The organism is Zoogloea sp. GW822-FHT05C07 (assembly GCF_058800215.1).
The window spans coordinates 1,828,464-1,850,473 of the sequence record NZ_CM179510.1 but is presented as its reverse complement, the minus strand read 5'-3'; the positions used below and the strand labels follow the sequence as shown (position 1 = coordinate 1,850,473).

Genomic DNA, 22,010 nt, shown 5'->3' with positions numbered 1-22,010 from the left:
CAAGCTCTTCACCCGCTTTGCCCCCGTTAACGCTGTTAGTGCTCGAAGACCTCGAACTTCTCGACAAGGTCTTCGATTTCTTTCCCAAGGTCGCAATCTCCCAGGCCACCTTGGGCGAACTTATGAAAATGTCGCAGGCGTTCTCTGGAAGCATCTTCCGGCAGCGATGCATCGATGTGCAAGATCGCCTCAGGCCGCGCGTCGCGCAGATTCTGCAGCCTCACGGCGTACCTTTGGAGGAGGCGATGCACTTACCAAGTTCGTCGCGCGAACTTCAAAGCCTTGCCCGCACTGGTGACTACATCGTGTTCTGTGACGACGCCATACTGCGGATGTGGGTCTTGAAAGACAAGTTCGCCGCTGACGGGATGTGCACTTTGGACTTGCTCTGCGGGTTGGAGGAGATTGGCCTGCTGACTACAGAAGAAGTCGCGACCAAACTCGCGCAGCTCTGCAACTGGAACGTGGGCATTCAGATTCAGCTAAGGCATCAGCTGGCTCTCATCCCCCAAACAGTTCGCCACGCGCCCCGGGTCTTGGAGGCTGCAGCGCTGCTTCGCAGTGTGGCGCCCTTCATGTCGCTCGCCCGAGGCATGTGGGGGGCACACACTGACTTCATGGGCGCCCTAAATCACATCGGAACCGTCGTTCGAGTGTTGGTTCAGGACACAGCTGTACCGGACGTCGCCATCGGCGCTCTTGTCGTGATCTGGATCGACCACGCAACCGCTCGGGCCAACATGCCACTTCCCGCGCTGCAGCTGGCAGCGCACATCGCCGTGCATGCCGTGGCGGCAGAGAAGCTGCCCATCCAGGCAGCTCGCCGGCTTTGGAACATCTACTTCGGCGTGGTTGAAGCGGCACACGCGGCACCGGACTCAAAGGCTTATGGCCGCGCTCTCTCCCGAGTCGCGCTATACGCAGGTGCTTTGGATAAGAAGATGGCAAACGAGCGCATCACTCCGAAATCGACCATCGGCGAGCGGCTCATAATGGGGCTCAATTTCAATTCCAGCGAGTGGGTGGTCTTCTACGCCGCTTACATTCGCGCACGCTCGCATGAATAAAGACTCCAGCCGCTGCAAGAAGCGGTCGTCTGATCAGACCTTTACTTCTTGGCATCACCCGAAGTTGTCGATTAAACAGTCGATAGCTGACGTTTACTCTGCTGTTGCGAGTGACTACCTCCAGCCTAAGGCGGGCCTTTGCGGTAGCTGTTTTGGCTGATCGCTTTGGCCGATGAGCAGCCACTTGGAAAAAGCTTGATGGCTTTAGAAGCTCTAACAAAAAGACCCATTCGCCCCTGTTCACGATGGTCGAATTTCGTTAACCTCGGCCTTGTTTCTTTGAATAGAGGACATGGCCAAAGCACTTCTCGACGACGATCTGTGGGCCTTGATCGAACCGTTGCTACCTCCCGCCAAGCCCCGTCGGAACAAGTATCCGGGGCGCAAGCCGCTCGATGATCGAGCGGTTCTGACCGGCATCCTGTTCGTCCTGCAAAGCGGCATCCCTTGGGAGATGCTGCCCCAGGAAATGGGCTGCGGCTCGGGCATGAGTTGCTGGCGGCGCCTGCGTGCCTGGCAGGAAGCGGGTGTCTGGGACAGGCTGCATGAGGTACTGCTGGCTCGCTTACGCACGGCCGACAGGATCGATTGGTCCCGTTGCATCGTCGATTCTTCCTCCATTCGTGCTGTGGGTGCGGGTCAAAAACAGGACCCAATCCCACCGATCGCGCACGCCCCGGCTCCAAGCACCACCTGATCACCGAAGCGCAGGGCATTCCGTTGGCGGTCATCCTGACCGGCGCCAATCGCAACGACGTAACCCAACTTTTGCCCTTGGTCGAAGCCATTCCACCTATTCGTGGCAAGCGGGGGCGCCCACTCTCCAAGCCCCGCATCATCCAGGCCGACCGTGGCTACGATCACGACAAGTACCGCCGGCCCCTTCACGCTCAAGGCATCAAGACCGAGATCGCCCGGCGCAACACGCCGCACGGCAGCGGCTTGGGCAAAACCCGCTGGGTGGTCGAGCGAACCATCGGCTGGCTCCACAATTACCGACGCCTGCGGGTTCGATTCGAGCGATTGGCCATCATTCACGAAGCCTTTATCAAGATCGCCTGCAGCCTTATTTGCTGGCGAAAACTGAACTGCGCGGAAAACTCATTTTGTTAGGTCTTCTTAGACCGAACCCTACCCACCTCCGACCAGATATCGACCAGACAACAAAAAAGCCAACCCGCTGGGGTTGGCTTTTTTGCTTGCAGATCAACGGCCTGCGGGAATCCGATGTGGAGCGGGCGATGGGAATCGAACCCACGGCATCAGCTTGGGAAGCTGAGGTATTACCATTATACGACGCCCGCTCGAAGGACCGTGATTGTACTTATGGCGAGGGCGGAGGGCAACCGGCGAGGCGTGGTAAACTGCGTTCATGTCTTCCCAAGTCTCTTCTACCCCCCTAGTCCTGACCGTCAACGGCGAGGCTCGCAGCTTCGAGGCGCCCCTCAGCGTGGCGGCACTGCTCGACGGCATGGGCCTGACCGGCAAGCGTCTGGCGGTGGAGCGCAACGGCGAGATCGTGCCGAAGGGCCGGCATGCCGAGGCCCAGCTGGTCGATGGTGACCGGCTCGAAATCGTCGTCGCTGTGGGCGGCGGCTGAGCCGCGACGCAGCGTTCCTGTCTGGCCGCGTGCCGTTTCTGCTCCCTACGTTCAACTCATTTTTCAGGTTGGCTTCCCCATGGATGATTTGCTGACGATTGCTGGCAAGAGCTATTCCTCCCGGCTGCTGGTGGGAACCGGCAAGTACAAGGACTTCACCGAGACCCGCGAGGCCATCGTGGCCAGTGGCGCGCAGATCGTCACCGTGGCGATCCGCCGCACCAACATCGGCCAGGACCCGAAGGCGCCGAGCCTGCTGGATGCGCTGCCGCCGTCCGAATTCACCTACCTGCCCAATACGGCCGGCTGTTACTCCGCCGAGGACGCGGTGCGTACGTTGCGCCTGGCCCGTGAGCTGCTGGACGACCACAAGCTGGTCAAGCTGGAGGTGCTCGGCGACCCGCATACGCTGTTCCCCAACATGCCGGAAACCCTCAAGGCCGCAGAAGTGTTGGTGAAGGAGGGCTTCGAGGTGATGGTCTACTGCGCCGACGACCCGATTCAGGCGAAAATGCTGGAAGATATCGGCTGTGTGGCGGTGATGCCGCTGGCCTCGCTGATCGGCTCCGGCATGGGCATCCTCAACCCGTGGAACGTGCAGCTGGTGCGTGACGCGGTGAAGGTGCCGGTGCTGGTGGATGCCGGCGTCGGGACTGCGTCCGACGCGGCCATCGCGATGGAGCTGGGCTGCGACGGGGTACTGATGAACACCGCGATCGCGCTGGCCAGGGACCCGGTGAAGATGGCCGGCGCCATGAAGAAGGGCGTCGAGGCCGGCCGTGAGGCCTTCCTGGCCGGCCGCATGCCCAAGAAGTACTACACCGCCAGCCCGAGCTCGCCGACCAGCGGCCTGATCGGCAGCTGAGCCGCTTTTCGATCGACCCGCGGCGCGCTGAGGCGCGCCGTTTTGCATTCGGAATCCGCCATGAGCGAAGAACAGCAAACGCCCCACACTGACGAATCCGACGAGCAGCCGGCCACGCCGGGCGGCCGTCTCACGTCCCAGTCCATCCGCAGCTTCGTGCTCCGCCAGGGGCGCATGTCGGAAGCCCAGCACCGTTTCCTCGACGAGATGATGCCCAAGGTCGGCCTGGCGTACCGGCCGGAGCCGGTGGATCTCGACGCGGTCTTCGGGCGCAAGGCGCCGCATATCGTCGAGATCGGCTTCGGCATGGGCCAGGCTACCGCCGAGATCGCCCGGGTGCGTCCGGGCGACGACTTCGTCGGCATCGAGGTGCATGCGCCCGGCGTCGGCGGCCTGTGCAAGCTGATCGACGAGGGCGGCCTGACCAACCTGCGCATCGTCCAGCACGATGCGGTGGAAGTGCTGCGCGACATGATCCCGGAAGGCTCGCTGGCCGGCGTGCATATCTACTTCCCGGATCCGTGGCCGAAGAAGCGCCACCACAAGCGCCGCCTGGTGCAGGGGCCCTTCGTCAAGCTGATCGCCTCACGGCTGGCACCCGGCGGCTACCTGCACTGTGCCACCGACTGGGAGGAATACGCCCACCAGATGCTGGAGGTGCTGTCCGCCGAGCCGCTGCTCGCCAACACCGCCGACGGCTTCGCACCGAAGCCGGACTACCGGCCGCTGACAAAGTTCGAGAACCGTGGCATCAAGCTCGGCCACGGCGTCTGGGACGTGGTCTTCAAACGGGTCTGAAAATGGCCCTCAAACGACTGCCCGCCGGTGCCTGGCTGATGGGCATCCCCGGCCTCTTGTGCCTGCTCGCTGGTGCGTTGTTGCTGGCCGGCTTCGGCACCGATCTGAATCCTTTGCTGCAGGAGTCGGGCGCCGGGCTGGTGTCGCTGGTGTCCGGTGTGGCGCTGGTCGGCAGCGCCGCCTTTCCGTTGGTGCTGGCGGAACTGGCGGCGAAGGACGAGGCTCCCTAGGAAACATCGGCCCGTCCCCGGTTTCCTTGCCTCCCGCGGGGGCGGGGCGAAGCCTGGTCCTGGACTCTCAGTAGATCTTCGCCTCGCCGGGCGGGCGGGTCTTGAAGCGGCGGTGCACCCAGTAGTACTGGGCGGGCATCGTGCGCACCAGGTCTTCGATGCAGGCGTTCATGCGGCGGGTGTCGGTTTCCACGTCGCTGCCCGGGAAATCCGTCCACGGTTCTCCCAGTTCCACCACGTAGCCCTGGCCGCCAGGCAGCATGCGCGTCACGCAGGGCACCACTACCGCGCCGCCGAGCCTGGCCAGGCGCGGAAGTGCTGACAGCGTGGCGGCCTGCACGCCGAAGAAGGGTACGAAGACCGAGTCTTCGGGGCCGTTGTCCATGTCCGGCAGGTAGTAGAAGGGCCGGATCTCCTTCATCGCCTTGATCGACGCCCGCACGCTCTCGTCCCGGCGCAGCAGCACCTGGCTGCCGAAGCGGCTGCGGCCGTGGTAGAGCCAGCGGTCGATGACCGGGTCTTTCTGGCGGGCGTAGATGCTGACGCAGTCGAACGATGATGCGATGCGCGTGCCGCCCAGGTCGAGGCCGAGGAAGTGCGGGGTCAGCAGGATCACCGGCTGGCGTGCTTCGATCAACTTGGCGAGCTTCTCCTCATCCTGAATGTGCACGATCTGGCGTACCCGCTCTTCCGGTGCGAACCACGCGATGCCGCGCTCGATCAGGCTGCGTCCGGCCAGCGCGAAGTGTTCCTTGGCCAGCGCGCGGCGTTCGGCTTCGGGTTGATCGGGAAAGCACAGGCGCAGGTTTGTGAGCACTACCTTGCGGCGCGGCGCGATGATCCAGTACAGCAGCAGGCCGAGGCCACGGCCGATGGGGGCCTGTATGGACAGGGGCAGCCAGTGGAGCAGCCACAGCAGGGCGACGACGATACGGCTCATTGTTGGTTTTCTCGGGAGACGGGAGGTGTGGGAGGTGAGGTGGGTGCGGCGCCACGGGGGCGCTTGTAGCGGTTGTAACCCCACAGGTACTGGGACGGATTCTCGCGGATCAGGGCTTCCATCTCGCGGTTGATGGCGGCGGCACGGATTTCAGTGTCGCCAGTCAGTGCTTCGAGGGCCGGGCGCAGGCGCAGGTGGAAGCCGCTGCCGCCGGGCAGGCGTTCGGCCCATGCGAAGATCGTGCTGACGCCGGATACCTCGGACAGGCGGGCGGCCAGCGTCATCGTGTAGGCCGGGCGACCGAAGAAGGGCAGCCAGGCGCCTTCGCCGGCGCCGGGCACCTGGTCCGGCAGCATGCCGACTGCTTCGCCGGCGCGCAGGGCCTTGATCAGGCGCCGCACGCCACCCACGTCGGCCGGCGCCAGGCGCATGTTGCCGCGGCTGCGCCCGGCGTTGATGACGGGTTGCAGCACCGCCTTGCGTGGAGGCCGGTAGAGTACCGTGATCGGCTTGTGGGTGGAGAAATACTGGGCGGTGATCTCGAAGCAGCCCAGGTGCGGCGTGATGAACAGGATGCCGCCACCGCTGGCTTCGGCGGCTTCCACGTGCTCCCAGCCGCTGACTCGGACGACCTTGGTGACGATCTCGGCCTGCGGGCGCAGCAGCAGCCACGGCAGCTCGAGCGCCTGCTTGCCGGTTTCTCCGACCGCTTGGCGCCAGGTCCGGGCGGCCTCGTCCGGCCCGAGGGCCCGCGCCAGGTTGTCACGCAGGCGCCGCCGGTAGGTGGGCGAACAGGCGTAGGTGAGCCAGCCGGCGATGCAGCCCAAGTGTTGCAGAATGCCCAGTGGAAGACGGGCAAGCAGGGAGAAAATACGTGACGCCATCAGCGTTTGGGGTGCGGCCGAATTGACGGCCGAAGGAGCAAAGCTATAATTGTGATTCCGCCGAGTTAATCCGACAACTTGCAGGGCGGTGGCGGTCCGCGATTTTCGTCTGCGGACTGCCGGCAAAAATACTGCTAAAGCGTCGCCGCTCCGAGAATCCCCCGAGACGGCAACGCCGTCAGACATGGGGATTTTTTGTTTCTTAGGAGCGTTTCAATGGCAAGCGAATACCTGTTCACGTCCGAGTCCGTTTCCGAAGGCCATCCCGACAAGGTCGCCGACCAGATCTCCGATGCGGTGCTCGACGCGATCCTGGCCCAGGATCCGCGCGGCCGTGTCGCATGCGAAACCCTGGTGTCCACCGGCCTGGTGGTGATCTCCGGCGAGATCACGACGAATGCCGACATCAACTACATGGACATCGCCCGTAACACCGTCAAGCGCATCGGTTACGACGATTCCGAGATCGGTTTCGACTACAAGAGCTGCGCGGTGCTCACTGCGATCAACCGCCAGTCCTCCGACATTGCCCAGGGCGTGAACGAAGGCGAGGGTCTCGACCTGGACCAGGGCGCCGGCGACCAGGGCCTGATGTTCGGCTACGCGACCAACGAGACGCCGAGCCTGATGCCCTTCCCGATCTACTACGCGCACCGCATCATGCAGCGCCAGGCCGAGGTGCGTAAGGACGGCCGCCTGCCGTGGCTGCGCCCGGACGCCAAGAGCCAGCTGACCGTCAAGTACGTGGACGGCAAGCCGGTGGCGATCGACACCGTGGTGGTGTCCACCCAGCACCATCCGGACATCTCCCACTCCGCGCTCACCGAGGCGGTCATCGAGGAGGTCATCAAGCCGGTGCTACCGAAGGAGCTCCTGGGCGACAACACCCGCTACCTGATCAACCCCACCGGCCGCTTCGTCATCGGCGGCCCGAACGGCGACTGCGGCCTGACCGGCCGCAAGATCATCGTCGACACCTACGGTGGCGCGGCCCACCACGGCGGTGGTGCGTTCTCCGGCAAGGATCCGTCCAAGGTGGACCGTTCCGCCGCCTACGCCGGCCGCTACGTGGCCAAGAACGTGGTGGCGGCCGGCCTGGCCGACCGCTGCGAGGTGCAGGTCGCCTACGCGATCGGCGTCGCCAAGCCGGTGAGCCTGATGGTGGAAACCTTCGGCACCGGCAAGATCTCCGACGAGAAGATCGTCGAGCTGATCCAGGCCCACTTCGACCTGCGTCCTAAGGGCATCATCGCCAGCCTCGACCTGCTGCGCCCGATCTACTCGCGCACTGCCGCCTACGGCCACTTCGGTCGTGACGAGGCCGACTTCACGTGGGAGAACACCGACAAGGCCGCCGCGCTGCGCGCCGCTGCCGGCCTGTAATTCCCGACTGCGGGTCAGCAAAAGGGGCGCTCCGCGGAGCGCCCCTTTTGTTTGCTAGCCGCGCATCACTTGTCGCTGCGCAGCGGGCTGTACTCCACCGGCACCCAGCCGAAGGCCTTGCCGTCGGCACGGATGTGGCCGAGGCCGGGGAAGGGCAGATGCATGCCGGCGACGGTCATCTTCTCCTTGGCGGCCCAGGAGAACAGCTTCTTGCGGGTCGCCACGGCCTGCTTCTTGTCGCTGTCGAACTCGATGGCGACGTCCGGGCGGGCGAATTGCACCGCGTAGCTGTGCACTGAGTCGCCGAGGATCAGCAGGCGCTGGCCCTTCGATTCGATCAGGTAGGCGCTGTGGCCCGGCGTGTGGCCGACCGCTGCTACCGGTTTGATGCCTGGTGCCAGCTCGGCGTCGCCGCTGAACGGCTTCCACTTGCCGGCGGCCTGGTAGGGCGCGGCGGCCTTGCGGGCGATCGCGAACATCCCCTGCCTGTCCTTCGGGGCCTTGGCGGCGTTGTCTTCGGACAGCCAGAAATCGCTTTCGGTCTGATTCACGCGGATTTCGGCGTTGGGGAAGAGGGGCTTGCCATCGGCGTCCAGCAGGCCGGCGACGTGATCGGGGTGCAGGTGGGTCAGCAGCACCAGATCCACCTGTTCCGGCTTGTAGCCGGCGGCGCGGATGTGCTCGGCGACGTAGCCGAGGGTTGGGCCGAAGACCTTGGCGGTGCCGGTATCGACGAGGATCAGCTTGCCGCCGGCGTTGATCAGGTAGGTATTGACGGCGGTCTGCACCTTTTCGCCGGCGATGAACAGGCGTGCCAGCAGTTGCTGGACCTCGGCCTGGCTGGCGTTGGTCAGCAGCTTGGCGTCGAGGTCCACGTAGCCGTCGTAGAGGGCGGTGAGCTCATAGTCGCCGACGTTCAGGCGGTAGTAGCCGGGCACCTGGGTCTTCACGGCCGGCGCTTCGGCAAAGGCCGGGGCGACGGGGAGCAAGCTGGCACTGACGGCGAAGGCAAGGGCGCTGAGACTGCGGCGGATCATTGGGGCATCTCCGGAGGGCTGAAAAGGACAACAGGATAATCCGGATCACGCGTCCGTGGTATGGACGGCCAGCCACACGCTGTCCGGGCCGGTGGCGGCGACGCGGTGGCGGCAGCCGGCGGGGATCACCAGCCAGTCGCCCGACGCGAGCGCCACGCGGCGGCCGTCGTCGAATTCCAGCTCGGCGCAGCCCTGGACGAGCATTACCCATTCGTCGCCGGCCTGGTCGTACCAGGAGCCGGGCGGGCTGGCGTGGCGGTGGGAGACGATGCGTTCAATGCGCGTGCCGCCGGTTTCGAAGAGGGTCTCGAATGCTTCGTCGGGGCCGGGGGCGGGGAGGTTTTGCAGCAGATTGCGGAGAGGCATACCGGCGAATCCAGGGGGAGGATCGGCCAGTATGCCTCAGCGCGGGAGCCGGCCGCGCTGGCGGTCGGTAGGGCTGCAAGAAAGGGGCTACGCCGGGAGAATCTCTGTCAGGGTTTTGGGGGTCTTGTGTGCCCCGGCGCGCCGTTTAAGCGGTGGGATGGTCGGTTGTACGATCATCTTTAATGCGTTTAATGCTACGCCGCGCGCCATGATGCAGCCAATTGAATGTGGGCATGGATTGAATAGTGTCTGCCTATTGCTTCACACAGCTTTGCATTCAGATCGATTGCGCGGGCTAGGCGGGCGCGGGGTACGCGCTTAAGCTAGCACTTATATTAGAACAATCCAGAACGGCGGCAGCAGCTTGCCGGATGAGTGCGGGAGGGCCGGCGCCATGGGCAGGCTGGGCCATTGGGGATCACCACTTCGCTCCTTGCGGACGCGCATCGCGGCAGGGGTTCTGCTGGGTCTGCTGCTGGCCCTGTGGGGGGCCACGCTGCTGGTGGGCTATGTGCTGCGCCAGGAAATGCAGGCTACGCTGGCCGCCCAGCAGTTTTCGGTGGTGACGCTGCTGGCGGATGAGATCGACCGTTCGGTGTCGGAGCGCATGCGTGCGCTGCAAGCTGTCGCGGACGACTTCGATGCCGCCAAGCTGGCATCCCCCGCAGTGCTGGAGAAGGAGTTGCGCGACCAGCACGTGTTGCTGACCCTGTTCAACTGGGGCGTGCTGGTGACCGATCGGGAGGGCACCACGCTGGTCAGCCTGCCCGATGAACTCGGCCGCGGTGGTGTCAATTACATGGATGTGCCGGCGGTCCGCCAGACGCTGGAGAGCGGCGAGGCGCGGGTCGGGCCTGCGCTGATCGGCAAGACGACCCATCAGCCGGTGGTGCCGATGATCGTGCCGATCCGTGGTCCGGGTGGTGAGGTGCTGGGGTCGGTGATCGGCCTGATCAATCTGGCCAACGCCAATTTTCTTGACGAGATCAGTGCCAACCGTTTCGGCCGTCAGGGGGGCTATCTGATCACCGATCCGGACCAGCGCCTGTTCATCGCCGCCACCGACAAGAGCCGCGTGATGACGCCGGGGCCACCGCCGGGCGTCAATCCGGTCTATGACCACTACCTCGTGGGTAATGACGGCTCAGGCCTCGCGCGCAGCTCCCGTGGCGTGGTGGAGTTGTCGTCGAGCCGCCGCGTGAAATCCACCGGCTGGCTGATGCAGTCGGTACTGCCGGGGGAGGAGGCCTTCGCGCCGCTGTATGCGATGCAGTCGCGCCTGCTGGGCCTGGCTGCGGCGCTCACCGTGCTGGTCAGCGTGCTCGTCTGGTGGTGGTTGCGTCGCCAGCTGCGGCCGCTTGGCGAAGCAGCCGAGCAGCTCGGCCGCATGCGCGACGGCTTGATTCCCCGCCAGCCCTTACCGGTGCGGCGGGACGACGAGATCGGTGCGCTGACCGGGGCCTTCAACGGTCTGCTGGTGACAATCCTGGAGGGCGAGGCGCGGGCTGCAGAGCATGCGCTCAACCAGCGCCTGCGCGGCATCGTGTCGCAGATTCCCGGCCTGGTCTTCCAGTACCGGCTGGATGGTGCCGGGCATCATAGCGTGCCGTTCGCCAGCGATGCGCTGCGCGAGCTGTTCGGCCTGGAACCGGACTGCTTGCTGGCGTCGGCCGATGCCCTGCACGCACGGGTACTGCCCGAGGATCTGCCAGCACTGCTCACCGCCGTCAGCGAATCGGCCCGCCAGCTGGGCCGTCTGCACCGGGAGTTCCGCATCGAGCACCCCCAGCGGGGGAGGCGCTGGATGCGCATCGACGCGCAGCCCGAAGCGGCAGACGGCGGTGGCGTGACCTGGCAGGGCTTTGCCACCGACGTGACCGAGGCCAAGGAAATCGAGCTCGAGCTGCGCATCGCCGCGGCGACCTTTGAAGGCCAGGAAGGCATCTTCATCACCGATGCGGAGACCCGCATCGTGCGCGTGAACCAGGCTTTCATCGCGATGACCGGCTATGCGGCGCGGGAGGCCATCGGCCAGCGGCCCAGCCTGCTGCGCTCCGGACGCCACGGCCAGGAGTTCTATCGGCGCCTCTACTCGGGCCTCGAGCGGGACGGCTTCTGGCAGGGAGAGATCTGGAACCGCCGCAAGAACGGCGAGGTGTTCGTCGAGTGGGTGACGATCTCGGCGGTGCGCGACGATGCGGGGCAGGTCACCCATTACGTGGCGGCATTTTCCGACATAACCGAGCACAAGAAGGCCGAGGAGCAGGTCCATCAGCTGGCCTTCTACGATCCGCTGACCCAGTTGCCGAACCGCCGTCTGTTCCACGACCGGCTCGACCAGGCGCTGGCGGCCAGCGCCCGCAGCCACCACGGCGGGGCGTTGCTGTTCCTCGACCTGGACGGCTTCAAGGGCCTCAACGATACCCATGGCCACGTGATGGGCGACGCCCTGCTGGTGGAGGTGGCCCGGCGCCTGGTGGGCAGCCTGCGCGAGTCGGACACCGTGGCGCGTCTGGGGGGCGACGAGTTCGTGGTGATCCTGGAAAACCTCGATGAGGAGGAACACGACGCCGAGTCCCACGCCGCGCGGGTGGCGGAGAAGCTGCGCGAGGAACTGGCGCAGCCCTATCACCTCAGCGTGCCGGGTGGCAGCGACAGCGTGATCCATCAATGCACGGCCAGCATCGGCGTGTGCATGTTCCTTGCTCACGAGGAGAGCCGGGACGAGCTGATCAAGCGGGCCGACATCGCGATGTACCGGGCCAAGTCGGCCGGCCGCAATGCGGTGCGTTTCTTCGATCCGCGGCGCCTGCCGGTGCCGCTGAAGGTGGGGTGATGAAGGCTTGAAGGGGGCCAGGCGGACGCCCGGCCCCGCGGGACTTACGGTACGAGCTTGTCGATGACCAGCTTGAGGCCCTTGGCGCCGGGCTTGACCGGCGTGAGTTCGCCGGACAGATCACCGGATTTGGGGATCGCGTCGCCGGACTTCGAGATGCGGGCTTCGATGCGCAGCTCGGCAGCGGACGACAGCTTCATCTCCGGGCTCATCGCCATGCTGTCGTCGAGGGTGAATTCCTTTGGCAACTCGGCGGCCTTCAGGCGCAGCACGGCCAGCGGCATGCGTGGGCCGTTGGCGTGGCGGGCGAAGATGAACAGCGTGTCGTCCGGGCCGGCCTTGTCCTTCAGGGCCGGCGCCAGGCTGACCCGGCCGCTGACCGAGGTGGCGCCGGCGGCGGACTTCTGGGCGGCTTCCCGCGGCGCCGGCTTGGCGCCGCTGCTGTCACCCATCAGCTGGCGGACCTTTTCGATGCCGGCGGACAGGTTGCGGGCGTCTTCGGAGTCCGGCGGCACCTGGGCCAGCACCTTCTCCCAGTAACGGGCCGCGTCCGCGTAGTTTTTGCGGAAGTAGGCGTCGGTGCCGGCCAGCACCAGGGCCTGCGGGTTGTCCGGCTGGTCGGCCAGCACGCGCTTGAGGAGCTCCAGGCCCTTGCCTTCCACCTTGCCTTCGTTCTGCGCGGCAGACAGCTCGGCCATTTCCAGCATCAGCTCCGGTTCGGTCTCCATCGCCGGGCCGGCGCGCTCGAAGGCGCGGGCGGCTTCGTCGAGACGGCCCATGACCTTGTAGCTGCGGCCGAGCATGACCCAGCCCTTGGGATTGTCCGGTTCCTTCTCGAGTTTGGCGGCCAGGGTGGCGACCATCTTCTCGACTTCGGCCTGGGTCGGCGCGGCGCCGCTGTCGGTCTGCAATGCGGCCGGGTTGAGGGCCGCAGGCGTGCCGAGAACGAGGTAGAGGAGGACGGCGGCGGCCGGCAGCGCCAGGCCGAGGGCGATGGCGGTGCGCGGCAGGCGGCGCGGCTCTGCGGTGGCTTCGCCGCCGTCGTCGGCCAGGTCTTCGAGAATGCGCCGCTCCAGTTCGTCGCGGGCGGTGGCGTGGTCGGCTGCGGACAGCGCGCCACTGGCCACATCCCGTTCGAGTTCGGCCATCTGGTCGCGGTAGATGGCGGTGTTGAGGGCTTTGCGGGAAGCGTGGCTGGCCTGGCGCTGGCGCAGCAGCGGACGGCTGATCAGGGCGAGGACGAGGGCGGTGAGCAGCCCGGCGGCAATCCAGAAGGCGGTCATGCCTGGTCTTTCGGTTGGGTGGGTTGCGGGTCGCCGGCGAGCAGGGCTTCGGCGGCGGCGCGGTCGGCGGCGGACAGTGTCGGCGGCGTGATCTGGCCGGCGCGGCGGCGCAGGTAGGCGATCAGGCCGATGATGGCGCCGGCGAGGATCACGAAGGGGCCGAACCACAGCAGCCAGGTGGTCGGCTTGACCGGCGGGCGGTACAGCACGAAGTCGCCGTAGCGGCTGACGAGATAGTCGCGGATCTCCGCGTCGCTCTTGCCTTCGCGGATCAGGCTGCGCACTTCCCGGCGCAGATCCTCGGCCAGCTCGGCGTGGGAGGCGGCCAGGCTCTCGTTCTGGCACACCAGGCAGCGCAGTTCTTCGGAGATGCTGATCATGCGGGCCTCGACCGCCGGGTCGGCGGCCAGCGGGGTGGCTTCGCCGGCGTGGGCGAGGGGCGCCAGGCTGAGCAGCGCGGCGGTGGCCAGGGTGGCTAGACGCAGCTTCATGTCAGGACTCCCCGGCCAGTTGCTTGGCCAGCGGCAGGATCTTCTTCTCCAGCGCCTCGGGGGTGATCGGGCCGATCTGCTTGTAGCGGATCACGCCCTTCTTGTCGATCAGGTAGGTTTCCGGCACGCCATACACGCCGTAGTCGATGCCGACCCGGCCGTCCATGTCGAGGGCCGACAGCACGTAGGGGTTGCCGTGCTGGGACAGCCAGGCCGACGCGCGCTGGCGGGTCAGCGTGCTTTCCTCGTCGGCGGCCAGCTTCTTCACGTCGGTTTCGCCGTCGCCGCGTACTTCCTTGTAGTTGAGGCCGACGATGGGCAGGCCGCCCTGGCGGGCGAAGGCCACCAGCAGCGGGTGTTCGGCGCGGCAGGACACGCACCAGGACGCCCACACGTTGAGCAGCCACACTTGGCCGCGCATGTCGGCCGGCGAGAAGGTTTTACCCGGCTCGGCGAGCTGCGCCAGCTTGAAGTCGGGCGCCGGCTTGCCGACCAGCGGCGACGGGACTTCGTGCGGATCGCGGTTGAGGCCGACGGCCAGGAAGACGACGAGGACCAGGAACAGACCGAGGGGAATCAGGAAACGTTTCAAGATGCGGCTCCTTCGGCGGCCAGGCGTGCAGCCTTGGCCGCCTTGGACGTGATGCGGTAACGACGGTCGCTGGCGGCGAGCAGGCCGCCGAGGGCCATGCACACGGCACCGGCCCAGATCCAGTCGACGAAGGGCTTGTGATAGACGCGGACGCTCCACGCGCTGTCGCCGCCTTCCAGCGGATCGCCGAGGGACACGTAGATGTCACGGGTCAGGCCCGGGTCGATGAAGGCTTCGGTCATCGGCATCGCCGACGAGAAGTACTTGCGCTTCTCGGGGTGCAGCGGCATCACCACCTGGCCGTCCTTCAGCAGTTCGAGGTCGCCACGGGCGGCCACGTAGTTGGGGCCGGGCACGTCGCTGACGCCCTGGAAGCGGATCTCGTAGCCGCCGATCTTGACGGTGTCGCCGGGGGCCATGCGCACGTCGCGTTCGGTTTCGTAGTGCTTGACCATCACGATGCCGATCAGCGTCACGGCGATGCCCATGTGGGCCAGGTGCATGCCCCAGAAGGCCCGCGGCGGGGTGCCGGACTTGCGGCGGGCGAGGATCTGCACCACCGAGGAACCGATGATCCAGATCGCCAGCCCGATGCCGAGCGCCACGCCGGCCGACCAGGCGCCGGCCAGGAACGGCACGCCTACGCCGGCTACCACGGCGACGGTGAAGGCCCAGCGCAGCGGCCGCGCGATGTCGGCCAGGTCGGCCTGTTTCCAGCGCGCCACCGGGCCGACCGCCATCAGGAACAGCACCGGCACCATCAGCGGCGCGAACACGGTGTTGAAGTACGGGGGGCCGACCGACAGCTTGCCCAGGTTGAGGGCGTCGATCACGAGCGGATAGAGGGTGCCGAGCAGCACCGCGCCAGCGGCGGACAGCAGCAGCACGTTGTTGACCAGCAGGAAGGTCTCCCGCGACACCAGCGCGAAGGCGCCGCCGAGGCTGACCTTCGGAGCGCGCCAGGCGAACAGGGTCAGGGACGAGCCGACGACGGTAGCCAGGAAGAACAGGATGAAGATGCCGCGCTTCGGATCGGACGCGAAGGCATGCACCGAACTCAGCACGCCGGAGCGGACCAGGAAGGTGCCGAGCAGGGACAGGGAGAAGGCGCCGATGGCCAGCAGCACGGTCCAGTTCTTGAAGCTGCCGCGCTTCTCGGTGACGGCCAGCGAATGGATCAGCGCGGTGCCGACCAGCCACGGCATGAAGGAGGCGTTTTCCACCGGGTCCCAGAACCACCAGCCGCCCCAGCCCAGTTCGTAGTAGGCCCAGATCGAGCCGAGGCCGATGCCGAGGGTCAGGAAGATCCACGCGGCGGTGGTCCACGGCCGCGACCAGCGCGCCCAGGCGGCGTCGAGGCGGCCCGACAGCAGCGCCGCGATGGCGAAGGCGAAGGCCACCGAGAAACCCACGTAGCCCATGTAGAGCATCGGCGGGTGGAAGATCAGGCCAGGGTCTTGCAGCAGCGGGTTGAGGTCGCGGCCGTCGTCGGCGCCCGGCAGCAGGCGCTCGAAGGGGTTGGAGGTGCTCAGGATGAACAGGATGAAGCCGGCCGCCACCAGGCCTAGCACGCCCTGCACGCGGGCCACCATGTCGTCCGGCAGGCTGCGGGAGAAGGCCGCCACCGCCAGTGCCCACAGGGACAGCATTTGCACCCACAGCAGCAGGGAGCCTTCATGGCCGCCCCACACGCCGGCGATCCGGTACTGCAGCGGCAGCTTGGAGTTGGAGTGCTGGACGACGTAGAGCACCGAGAAGTCGTTGTTGATGAAGCTCGCGGTGAGGCAGCTGAAGGCTACCGCGACCAGCAGGAACAGCGTCGCCGAAGCCGGCCGCGCCAGCCCGATCCAGGCCGGGATGCCGCGCTGGGCGCCGATCAGTGGCAGGCTGCCCTGCACCAGGGCGACCAGCAGGGCGAGGATAAGGGCGAAGGTTCCGATTTCAGGGATCATGGCTGGGATGCCCGGTTGGAGGTGACAAGGAGACGTCGGATGGCGTGCAGTCTGTCCGCATCGCCAGGGACGAAGCGGATCACGGGAACGCTACAGGCTTTTCCTTGCATCACCGATTCACTGCTTGAGGGTCTTGGCGGCCTCGTGGGCCTGGTCGACGGCGTGCTTGGCTTCCGGCGGCATGTAGTTCTCGTCGTGCTTTGCGAGCACTTCGGTGGCGGTGAACCTGCCGTCCGCGCCGAGGGCGCCCTGGGCGACGACGCCCTTGCCCTCGCTGAACAGGTCCGGAAGGATGCCGGTGTAGGCCACCGGGATCTCCTTGGCGGTGTCGGTTACGACGAAGCGGGCGGTGATGTCGGTGCGCTGCAGGCTACCTTCCTTCACCAGGCCGCCGATGCGGAAGGCCCGGTCTTTCGGCGCCTCGCCATTGGCTACCTGGGTCGGCGTGAAGAAGAACACCAGGTTGCTCTGGAAGGCGTTGAGGATCAGCGTCGCGGCGATGCCGAGGGCAGCCAGGCCACCGAGGACGATGGCGAAACGTTTGTGTCGTGCTTTCATGGTTAGTCCTGACTCTCTCTGTCGGCTGCCAGTTCCCGGCGCAGTAGCCGGCGGGTGTCGCCGAGGCGCTTTCTGACCAGCAGGGTTTCGATCAGCAGGGCTGCGGCGGTGACACCGAAACTGCCCCACACGTAGAAGCCGTAGCCTCCCATCGCGAAGAATTCGCTCGCGCTGCCCCAGTTCATCGCTGCATCTCCGGTAGTTCGGCCACCCAGGTGGCGTGGCGTTCCCGTTCGAGGATGATGGAACGCACCCGGTACAGGGCCACGGCGACGCTGTACATCCAGAAGGCCAGCGCCATCAGCAGCATGCCCCACAGCATCGTGGCGGCCATCGTCGGGGCCTTGGTCATCGATACCGAGGCGCCCTGGTGCAGGGTGTTCCACCACTTCACCGAGAAATAGATGATCGGCACGTTGATGACGCCCACCAGCGACACGATGGCGCCGGCCTTGTCGGCCCGGCGCGGGTCGTCGATGGCGGCGGTGAGGGCGATGTAGCCGAGGTAGAGGAACAGCAGGATCAGTTCGGAGGTCAGGCGTGCGTCCCATACCCACCAGGCGCCCCACATTGGTTTGCCCCACAGGGCGCCGGTCCACAGGGACAGGAACGCGAACAGCGCGCCGGTGGGGGCCAGCGCCGCGCTCATCATGCCCGACAGGCGGGTGTTGAGGCCAATACCGATGGCCGACCAGAAGGCCATCACGCAGTAGATGAACATGGACATCCACGAGGCCGGCACGTGGATGAAGATGATCCGGTAGCCCTCGCCCTGCTGGAAGTCGGTGGGTGCGACGAAGAAGCTGATCCACAGCCCTGCAGCCGCGAAGGCCGTGGCCAGCGCGGCGAACCACGGCCACATCTTGCCGGCGAGGGGGTAGAAGCTGGCCGGCGAGGCGAACTTGAACCAGTTGATCAGGGGCTGACTCATGGGCGAATCCGTTGGGAAAGGTTCGGGTGTTATTCGAGGGCGATGCGCAGCGCCGCGGTGGCCGCCCACGGGGCGAAGAACAGGCCGAGGGCGAGCAGGGCGCCGAGCAGGGACAGGTGGCCGCCGGCACCCAGGCCGGCCATGTCCGCTTCGACGGCGCCGGCACCGAAAATCAGCGCCGGAATATACAGGGGCAGCACCAGCAGCGACAGCAGCACGCCGCCGCCGCGCACGCCGAGGGTCAGCGCCGCGCCGATGGCGCCGATCAGGGACAGTAGCGGGGTGCCGAGCAGTAGCGACAGCATCAGGATACCCAGCGCCCGTGACGACAGATCGAACTGCAGACCCAGCACCGGCGCCAGCAACACCAGCGGCAGGCCGGCGGTCAGCCAGTGGGCCAGCACCTTGCCGCTGACCAACAGGGCCAGCGGGGTGGGCGACAGGGCCATCTGCTCCAGCGTGCCGTCCTGGTGGTCGGCGGCGAACAGGCGGTTGAGGGACAGCATCGCGGCGAGCAGCGCGGCCACCCACAGCACTCCGGGGGCGATGCGCCTGAGCAGCGCGGTCTCCGGGCCGATGCCAAGGGGGAACAGGCTGACCACGATCATGAAGAAGAACAGCGCGGTGAGCATCTCGCTCTTGCGCCGCATGGCCAGCAGCAGGTCGCGGCGCAGGATGGCTGCGAAGGCGTTCATTTGGTGAGCTCCAGGCGGGCGCCGTTGCCCTGCAGTTGCACCGCCTGGTGGCTGGTGAAGATCAGCATGCCGCCGCGGCCGATGTGTTCGTCGAGGATGCCGCACAGCATGTCCACCGCGCCCACGTCGAGGGCCACGAAGGGCTCGTCGAGGATCCACAGGCGGGCCTGGCCGCACAGCAGGCGGGCTAGCGCCACGCGGCGCTTCTGGCCCTGGGACAGCACGCGGCTGGGCAGATCTTCGCGGCCCTTCAGGCCGATGCGGCGCAGCGCGGCGAGGGCCGTGGCTTCGTCGAGGGGGCGCCCGCCCACTGCGGCTGCGCTCTGCAGGTTCTCGAGGGCCGACAGGTCGTCCTTGATGGCCGGCGCGTGGCCGAGGTAGAGCAGGCGGGCGTGGAAGTCGTCACGCACGTCGGCGACGGGCCGGCCTTCCCATTCCATGCGCCCTTCGGCGGCCGGCGACAGGCCGGCCAGGATGCGCAGCAGGCTGGTCTTGCCGGCCCCGTTGGCGCCCTCGACCTGCAGCCATTGGCCTGGCGCAACGGCGAGATCCACACCGGAAAACAGGCGGCGGTCACCGCGGACACAGGCGAGGCCGTGGGCTTGAAGCATTAGAAGGGCAAAACCGGGAAATCGAGTCGGCGCATTCTGCCCGACCCCCCGGAGTGGGTAAACCGGTTACATCAAGCAGAAGCGCCGACGTTGCGGCGGGTATGGCGGATGGATCAGTGGCGGGCGGTGCTGGCGTAGTCGTCGGGCACCACGGTGGACGGCGCTGCTGCGGCGTCCTTGCCGGCTTCCTGCTCGCCGGGCGGTGTGCCGTCGGCATCGCTGAGTTCGAGGACTTCGCTGACCTGGCGGGCCAGCGCGCGGCAGGCGTTGCCGAGGTTGGTCGGCAGACCGTCCGGCACGTTCTTCTGCAGCAGCAGCTTGGACGCCGACAGGCTGATGACCGGGTTGAGGATGCGGTGCTTGTGGGCGCCGAGGATCTGCGCCACGTTGCGGTCGGCGGCGTCGCGCTGCCAGGCGTTGGTGGGCCACTGGGACGGCAGCGCGTAGGCACGCGGGAAGGTCTCCAGGTCGCGCAGCACGGTGCGCAGGTCTTCGTGGGAATCGCGGAAGGGCAGCAGCACGATGTCGGCCAGACCGTCGAGCATGCGGTCCACGTCGGCCCGGTTGCCGCCGCCGTCCACCACGCCGACCCAGTGTTCCATCGCCCGCAGCTTGCCGACGACCCGGTTGAGGGACTCGGGGGTGCGCGCATCGGCGATCGCATAGCGACGTCCTTCCGGCGCCAGGGGCTCGCGGGAGGTGTCGGTCAGCACGCAGGCCGAGCGCTGGCCAAGCAGGCCGAAGCCCTGGCACAGGAGGTGGGACAGGGTGGTCTTGCCGGTACCGCCCTTGTTGCCGATGATGCAGATGATCGGGGACATGGTTGAAACCTCTCGCAGTGATGCCAGGCGCAATGGCGCCATTATTCGCGCATTAACGGGAACGATGCGGCCGGAATTGAGGGTTCATCGGCCGGTATTTCGCAATTTGCCGCTCAGCCCGGGGCCGGCCGGCAGGTAGCAGTACAGCTGCGTGCGCCGCCGGTCGTCCACCTCGACGACCGTTTCGGGCTCCACGCCGGGCACCGGGAAGCTGTTGCTGACCAGCAGGCTGCCGGGGCGCATTTCGGCGCAGGCTTTCTGCCAGACGGCGGCCATCGGTACCGGGGACAGGAAAGCGTACACCACATCGTAGTCCGCCCACGGGATTTTCCAGAAGTCGCCGCGGGCCAGGCTGACGTTGGGCTGGCGGCGCGACAGCAGGCGGGACAGGGCATAGGGGGCGGGCGCCGATTCCAGCCCCTCGAAGCGGCAGTCGGGGCGCAGGCGGGCCAGCGGGCGCAGCAGCGCGCCGGTGCCGCTGCCCAGGTCGAGCAGCATCGCCGGCCGGCCGCGGGGCAGCAGCCCGGCCACGGCCGCGGCGGTGTGGTGGTTGGACAGGTACAGCGGCACCTGGGTGCGGAAGCTGCTCCAATAAACCAGCGCGCACAGCAGGAAAGCCGCCAGGTACCAGGCCGGGGCGATGCCCAGGCTGAGGGCGCCGAACACCAGCGGTGCGAAGCCCAGATGGATCCAGCGCCACCAGGAGGCGCTGCGCAGCAGGCCCGCCGTGCCGGCGGCGGCTGCCGCCTGCACCGCCACCACCGGCGCGAGGCCGGCCGGCAACAGGCCGGCCTGGGCGCTGCCGTAGGCAACGGCGGTGCCGGCGAACTGGGCGAGAAGGGCTTTCAGGAAGGGTGGCATGGCAGGCGCGGGGCGGCGACGGGCGCGACAGGCCGGAGTGTAGCCGACCAGTGGGTCGGCTGCCCGTGACGGGTGGCGCAGGCTGTGATCGTCGGGGCAGATGGCGCGGGCGAGGACAGGGGCAGGAAGTGTTGCCCGCGAGGGCGAACTCACTCGTCCGCGGGCTGTGCTCAGTCGACCGGGGGCGGACGAACCTGTACCCAGGTCGTAATCAGCGCTGGCGGCGCAGCACGAAGCCGTTGTCCAGCTTCTCGAACCCGAGCTTCGGGTAGTAGTCCAGCGCGTCGGGGGCGGACAGCAGCACGATGGAGACCTCGTCGCCAACGGCGGCCTGCACGCGGGCCATCAGCTCGCGGCCGATGCCCTGGTGCTGGAAGGCCTGGTCCACCGCCAGGTCGGACAGATAGCAGCAGTAGCTGAAGTCGGTCAGTGCCCGGCACACGCCGACCAGCTGTGCGCCCGACCAGGCCGAGACGACCAGGTTGGCGTTGGCGAACATGCGGGCGATGCGCGACAGGTCGCCGGTCGGCCGCTTGATGCCGGAGGCGTCGAAGAGGCGGGCGATGTCGGCGGCGGCGAGGGGCGTGTGCAGGCGGTAGTCGATCATGGCTATGGAATCAGCGAATATACGGCGGCGGCTACCGGTCCGTCGGCCAGCTGCAGACGGTTGCGGGCCATCCCCTCGAAATGGGCGCCGACCTTGCGGGCGACGGCTTCGCTGCCCGTGTTGCCGGCGGCAATGACGATCTCGATGCGGGTCTGGCCAAGCTCCCGGAAGCCGAACTCGGCCAGGCGGCGTGCCGCCGTCACGGCGATGCCCTGGCGCTGGCGGGATTCGCGCACCCAGTAACCGAGGTTGCAGAAGTTGTGCAGGCGGTTGAACTGGTTGAGGCCGGCCAGGCCGAATAGTTCGTTGTCGTCCGCGCTGAAGATCCCCAACTCGTAGGCACTCTGCTCGGCGCGGGCCTGGGCGCAGTGGTCTATCCATTCCAGGGCGCGGGCCGGGGTGTAGTCGGGAGTACACCAGGGCATCCAGCGCCCGACGGTGGCTATGGATTCGAGGGCGGCGGCCGACAGCGCGTCGGCATCGGCGGGCAGCAGGGGGCGCAGGGTCAGCATGGGCGAGGGCTGGCGGAAGGGGAACAGGCCGACAGCATACCGCGTGGCTGCTGCCCCCTTTCGCCCGGCGCAGATTCCGGCGGGGCTCAC

The 22,010-nt window shown here is 66.9% G+C and carries 25 protein-coding genes and 1 tRNA gene; 8 read left to right on the top strand and 18 right to left on the bottom strand.

Annotated features, from left to right (window positions below; translation table 11 throughout):
- Positions 1-38: 38 nt before the first annotated feature.
- Positions 39-1,067 (top strand): hypothetical protein, encoded by a 1,029-nt coding sequence (locus AC3QL2_RS08795; protein WP_493233155.1) that lies wholly within the window; start codon positions 39-41, stop codon positions 1,065-1,067.
- Between the two features lie 292 nt (positions 1,068-1,359).
- Positions 1,360-2,180, top strand: a protein-coding gene (locus AC3QL2_RS08790; RefSeq protein ID WP_493240326.1) for an IS5 family transposase whose coding sequence is annotated in 2 segments (ribosomal slippage) — positions 1,360-1,708 and positions 1,708-2,180 — 822 coding nt in all. Because the reading frame shifts where the segments join, the coding sequence is not laid out codon by codon here.
- Between the two features lie 117 nt (positions 2,181-2,297).
- Here the strand turns inward: AC3QL2_RS08790 and AC3QL2_RS08785 are convergent.
- A tRNA-Gly gene (locus AC3QL2_RS08785) sits at positions 2,298-2,371 on the bottom strand.
- Positions 2,372-2,439: 68 nt separating this feature from the next.
- Between AC3QL2_RS08785 and thiS the strand changes: the two genes are divergently transcribed.
- The 4 genes from thiS to AC3QL2_RS08765 all read left to right on the top strand — a co-directional run bounded on the left by thiS (position 2,440) and on the right by AC3QL2_RS08765 (position 4,560).
- Entirely contained in the window at positions 2,440-2,667 is a 228-nt protein-coding gene (thiS, locus tag AC3QL2_RS08780; RefSeq protein WP_493234534.1) for a sulfur carrier protein ThiS, read from the top strand.
- A 79-nt stretch (positions 2,668-2,746) separates the two neighbouring features.
- Entirely contained in the window at positions 2,747-3,532 is a 786-nt protein-coding gene (locus AC3QL2_RS08775; protein ID WP_493234535.1) for a thiazole synthase, read from the top strand.
- A 60-nt stretch (positions 3,533-3,592) separates the two neighbouring features.
- A complete protein-coding gene (gene trmB, locus AC3QL2_RS08770; protein ID WP_493234536.1) occupies positions 3,593-4,330 on the top strand; it encodes a tRNA (guanosine(46)-N7)-methyltransferase TrmB in 738 nt (245 codons plus the stop codon).
- A gap of 2 nt (positions 4,331-4,332) precedes the next feature.
- On the top strand, positions 4,333-4,560 hold the full coding sequence (locus tag AC3QL2_RS08765) for a hypothetical protein (protein WP_493234537.1): 228 nt from the start codon (positions 4,333-4,335) through the stop codon (positions 4,558-4,560).
- 67 nt (positions 4,561-4,627) lie between these two features.
- On the opposite strand, the gene AC3QL2_RS08760 is transcribed toward AC3QL2_RS08765, so the two are convergent.
- Together AC3QL2_RS08760 and AC3QL2_RS08755 are read right to left on the bottom strand one after the other, a co-directional pair.
- Positions 4,628-5,500, bottom strand: coding sequence for an LpxL/LpxP family acyltransferase (locus AC3QL2_RS08760; protein WP_493234538.1), 873 nt, complete (start codon positions 5,498-5,500; stop codon positions 4,628-4,630).
- Positions 5,497-6,384 carry a lysophospholipid acyltransferase family protein gene (locus tag AC3QL2_RS08755; protein WP_493234539.1) on the bottom strand — a complete coding sequence of 296 codons (888 nt, stop codon included), beginning with the start codon at positions 6,382-6,384 and terminating at the stop codon, positions 5,497-5,499. Before AC3QL2_RS08755 ends, AC3QL2_RS08760 begins: the two co-directional genes overlap by 4 nt.
- A 216-nt stretch (positions 6,385-6,600) precedes the next feature.
- Here AC3QL2_RS08755 and metK point away from each other — a divergent pair, with 216 nt between their 5' ends.
- Positions 6,601-7,767 (top strand): methionine adenosyltransferase, encoded by a 1,167-nt coding sequence (gene metK, locus AC3QL2_RS08750; protein ID WP_493234540.1) that lies wholly within the window; start codon positions 6,601-6,603, stop codon positions 7,765-7,767.
- Positions 7,768-7,832: 65 nt separating this feature from the next.
- Here the strand turns inward: metK and AC3QL2_RS08745 are convergent, their stop codons facing one another.
- The gene (locus AC3QL2_RS08745) at positions 7,833-8,804 is read right to left on the bottom strand and encodes an MBL fold metallo-hydrolase (RefSeq protein WP_493234542.1); all 972 of its coding nucleotides are present in this window, start codon (positions 8,802-8,804) and stop codon (positions 7,833-7,835) included.
- A 45-nt stretch (positions 8,805-8,849) separates the two neighbouring features.
- Positions 8,850-9,170 carry a cupin domain-containing protein gene (locus AC3QL2_RS08740; RefSeq protein ID WP_493234544.1) on the bottom strand — a complete coding sequence of 107 codons (321 nt, stop codon included), beginning with the start codon at positions 9,168-9,170 and terminating at the stop codon, positions 8,850-8,852.
- Between the two features lie 433 nt (positions 9,171-9,603).
- On the opposite strand from AC3QL2_RS08740, the gene AC3QL2_RS08735 reads away from it, so the two are divergent.
- Positions 9,604-12,006, top strand: coding sequence for a sensor domain-containing diguanylate cyclase (locus AC3QL2_RS08735; RefSeq protein WP_493234546.1), 2,403 nt, complete (start codon positions 9,604-9,606; stop codon positions 12,004-12,006).
- Positions 12,007-12,050: 44 nt separating this feature from the next.
- Here AC3QL2_RS08735 and ccmI read toward each other — a convergent pair whose 3' ends face one another.
- The 13 genes from ccmI to AC3QL2_RS08670 all read right to left on the bottom strand — a co-directional run bounded on the left by ccmI (position 12,051) and on the right by AC3QL2_RS08670 (position 21,920).
- Positions 12,051-13,289, bottom strand: coding sequence for a c-type cytochrome biogenesis protein CcmI (ccmI, locus tag AC3QL2_RS08730; protein WP_493234548.1), 1,239 nt, complete (start codon positions 13,287-13,289; stop codon positions 12,051-12,053).
- Positions 13,286-13,780 carry a cytochrome c-type biogenesis protein gene (locus tag AC3QL2_RS08725; RefSeq protein WP_493234550.1) on the bottom strand — a complete coding sequence of 165 codons (495 nt, stop codon included), beginning with the start codon at positions 13,778-13,780 and terminating at the stop codon, positions 13,286-13,288. The genes ccmI and AC3QL2_RS08725 overlap by 4 nt, the downstream gene beginning before the upstream one ends.
- A 1-nt stretch (position 13,781) precedes the next feature.
- Complete coding sequence (locus AC3QL2_RS08720) at positions 13,782-14,375, bottom strand: DsbE family thiol:disulfide interchange protein (protein ID WP_481123048.1); 594 nt, start codon at positions 14,373-14,375, stop codon at positions 13,782-13,784.
- The gene (locus tag AC3QL2_RS08715; RefSeq protein WP_493234552.1) at positions 14,369-16,324 is read right to left on the bottom strand and encodes a heme lyase CcmF/NrfE family subunit; all 1,956 of its coding nucleotides are present in this window, start codon (positions 16,322-16,324) and stop codon (positions 14,369-14,371) included. Before AC3QL2_RS08715 ends, AC3QL2_RS08720 begins: the two co-directional genes overlap by 7 nt.
- Positions 16,325-16,441: 117 nt before the next feature.
- Entirely contained in the window at positions 16,442-16,882 is a 441-nt protein-coding gene (gene ccmE, locus AC3QL2_RS08710) for a cytochrome c maturation protein CcmE (protein ID WP_493234554.1), read from the bottom strand.
- A gap of 2 nt (positions 16,883-16,884) precedes the next feature.
- A complete protein-coding gene (gene ccmD / locus AC3QL2_RS08705) occupies positions 16,885-17,067 on the bottom strand; it encodes a heme exporter protein CcmD (RefSeq protein ID WP_493234555.1) in 183 nt (60 codons plus the stop codon).
- Positions 17,064-17,813: a heme ABC transporter permease CcmC gene (gene ccmC / locus AC3QL2_RS08700; RefSeq protein ID WP_493234556.1), complete on the bottom strand. Its 750-nt coding sequence runs from the start codon at positions 17,811-17,813 to the stop codon at positions 17,064-17,066. The genes ccmD and ccmC overlap by 4 nt, the downstream gene beginning before the upstream one ends.
- Positions 17,814-17,842: 29 nt before the next feature.
- Complete coding sequence (gene ccmB / locus AC3QL2_RS08695; protein WP_493234557.1) at positions 17,843-18,508, bottom strand: heme exporter protein CcmB; 666 nt, start codon at positions 18,506-18,508, stop codon at positions 17,843-17,845.
- Positions 18,505-19,119, bottom strand: coding sequence for a cytochrome c biogenesis heme-transporting ATPase CcmA (gene ccmA / locus AC3QL2_RS08690; protein ID WP_493234559.1), 615 nt, complete (start codon positions 19,117-19,119; stop codon positions 18,505-18,507). Before ccmA ends, ccmB begins: the two co-directional genes overlap by 4 nt.
- A gap of 113 nt (positions 19,120-19,232) precedes the next feature.
- Positions 19,233-19,940 carry a nucleotide-binding protein gene (locus tag AC3QL2_RS08685; protein WP_493234561.1) on the bottom strand — a complete coding sequence of 236 codons (708 nt, stop codon included), beginning with the start codon at positions 19,938-19,940 and terminating at the stop codon, positions 19,233-19,235.
- Between the two features lie 84 nt (positions 19,941-20,024).
- On the bottom strand, positions 20,025-20,801 hold the full coding sequence (locus tag AC3QL2_RS08680; RefSeq protein ID WP_493234562.1) for a class I SAM-dependent methyltransferase: 777 nt from the start codon (positions 20,799-20,801) through the stop codon (positions 20,025-20,027).
- A gap of 211 nt (positions 20,802-21,012) precedes the next feature.
- Entirely contained in the window at positions 21,013-21,408 is a 396-nt protein-coding gene (locus tag AC3QL2_RS08675; RefSeq protein WP_493234564.1) for a GNAT family N-acetyltransferase, read from the bottom strand.
- Between the two features lie 2 nt (positions 21,409-21,410).
- Positions 21,411-21,920, bottom strand: a complete 510-nt coding sequence (locus tag AC3QL2_RS08670) for a GNAT family N-acetyltransferase (protein WP_493234565.1) — start codon at positions 21,918-21,920, stop codon at positions 21,411-21,413.
- Between the last annotated feature and the right edge of the window lie 90 nt (positions 21,921-22,010).

Excerpts from the sequence above, each read along its gene's own strand:
- thiS (WP_493234534.1), top strand. The coding sequence starts at position 2,440 with ATGTCTTCCCAAGTCTCTTCTACCCCCCTAGTCCTGACCGTCAACGGC.
- AC3QL2_RS08775 (WP_493234535.1), top strand. The coding sequence starts at position 2,747 with ATGGATGATTTGCTGACGATTGCTGGCAAGAGCTATTCCTCCCGGCTG.
- trmB (WP_493234536.1), top strand. The coding sequence starts at position 3,593 with ATGAGCGAAGAACAGCAAACGCCCCACACTGACGAATCCGACGAGCAG.
- AC3QL2_RS08765 (WP_493234537.1), top strand. The coding sequence starts at position 4,333 with ATGGCCCTCAAACGACTGCCCGCCGGTGCCTGGCTGATGGGCATCCCC.
- AC3QL2_RS08760 (WP_493234538.1), bottom strand. The coding sequence starts at position 5,500 with ATGAGCCGTATCGTCGTCGCCCTGCTGTGGCTGCTCCACTGGCTGCCC.
- AC3QL2_RS08755 (WP_493234539.1), bottom strand. The coding sequence starts at position 6,384 with ATGGCGTCACGTATTTTCTCCCTGCTTGCCCGTCTTCCACTGGGCATT.
- metK (WP_493234540.1), top strand. The coding sequence starts at position 6,601 with ATGGCAAGCGAATACCTGTTCACGTCCGAGTCCGTTTCCGAAGGCCAT.
- AC3QL2_RS08745 (WP_493234542.1), bottom strand. The coding sequence starts at position 8,804 with ATGATCCGCCGCAGTCTCAGCGCCCTTGCCTTCGCCGTCAGTGCCAGC.
- AC3QL2_RS08740 (WP_493234544.1), bottom strand. The coding sequence starts at position 9,170 with ATGCCTCTCCGCAATCTGCTGCAAAACCTCCCCGCCCCCGGCCCCGAC.
- ccmI (WP_493234548.1), bottom strand. The coding sequence starts at position 13,289 with ATGACCGCCTTCTGGATTGCCGCCGGGCTGCTCACCGCCCTCGTCCTC.
- AC3QL2_RS08725 (WP_493234550.1), bottom strand. The coding sequence starts at position 13,780 with ATGAAGCTGCGTCTAGCCACCCTGGCCACCGCCGCGCTGCTCAGCCTG.
- AC3QL2_RS08715 (WP_493234552.1), bottom strand. The coding sequence starts at position 16,324 with ATGATCCCTGAAATCGGAACCTTCGCCCTTATCCTCGCCCTGCTGGTC.
- ccmE (WP_493234554.1), bottom strand. The coding sequence starts at position 16,882 with ATGAAAGCACGACACAAACGTTTCGCCATCGTCCTCGGTGGCCTGGCT.
- ccmD (WP_493234555.1), bottom strand. The coding sequence starts at position 17,067 with ATGAACTGGGGCAGCGCGAGCGAATTCTTCGCGATGGGAGGCTACGGC.
- ccmC (WP_493234556.1), bottom strand. The coding sequence starts at position 17,813 with ATGAGTCAGCCCCTGATCAACTGGTTCAAGTTCGCCTCGCCGGCCAGC.
- ccmB (WP_493234557.1), bottom strand. The coding sequence starts at position 18,508 with ATGAACGCCTTCGCAGCCATCCTGCGCCGCGACCTGCTGCTGGCCATG.
- ccmA (WP_493234559.1), bottom strand. The coding sequence starts at position 19,119 with ATGCTTCAAGCCCACGGCCTCGCCTGTGTCCGCGGTGACCGCCGCCTG.
- AC3QL2_RS08685 (WP_493234561.1), bottom strand. The coding sequence starts at position 19,940 with ATGTCCCCGATCATCTGCATCATCGGCAACAAGGGCGGTACCGGCAAG.
- AC3QL2_RS08680 (WP_493234562.1), bottom strand. The coding sequence starts at position 20,801 with ATGCCACCCTTCCTGAAAGCCCTTCTCGCCCAGTTCGCCGGCACCGCC.
- AC3QL2_RS08675 (WP_493234564.1), bottom strand. The coding sequence starts at position 21,408 with ATGATCGACTACCGCCTGCACACGCCCCTCGCCGCCGCCGACATCGCC.
- AC3QL2_RS08670 (WP_493234565.1), bottom strand. The coding sequence starts at position 21,920 with ATGCTGACCCTGCGCCCCCTGCTGCCCGCCGATGCCGACGCGCTGTCG.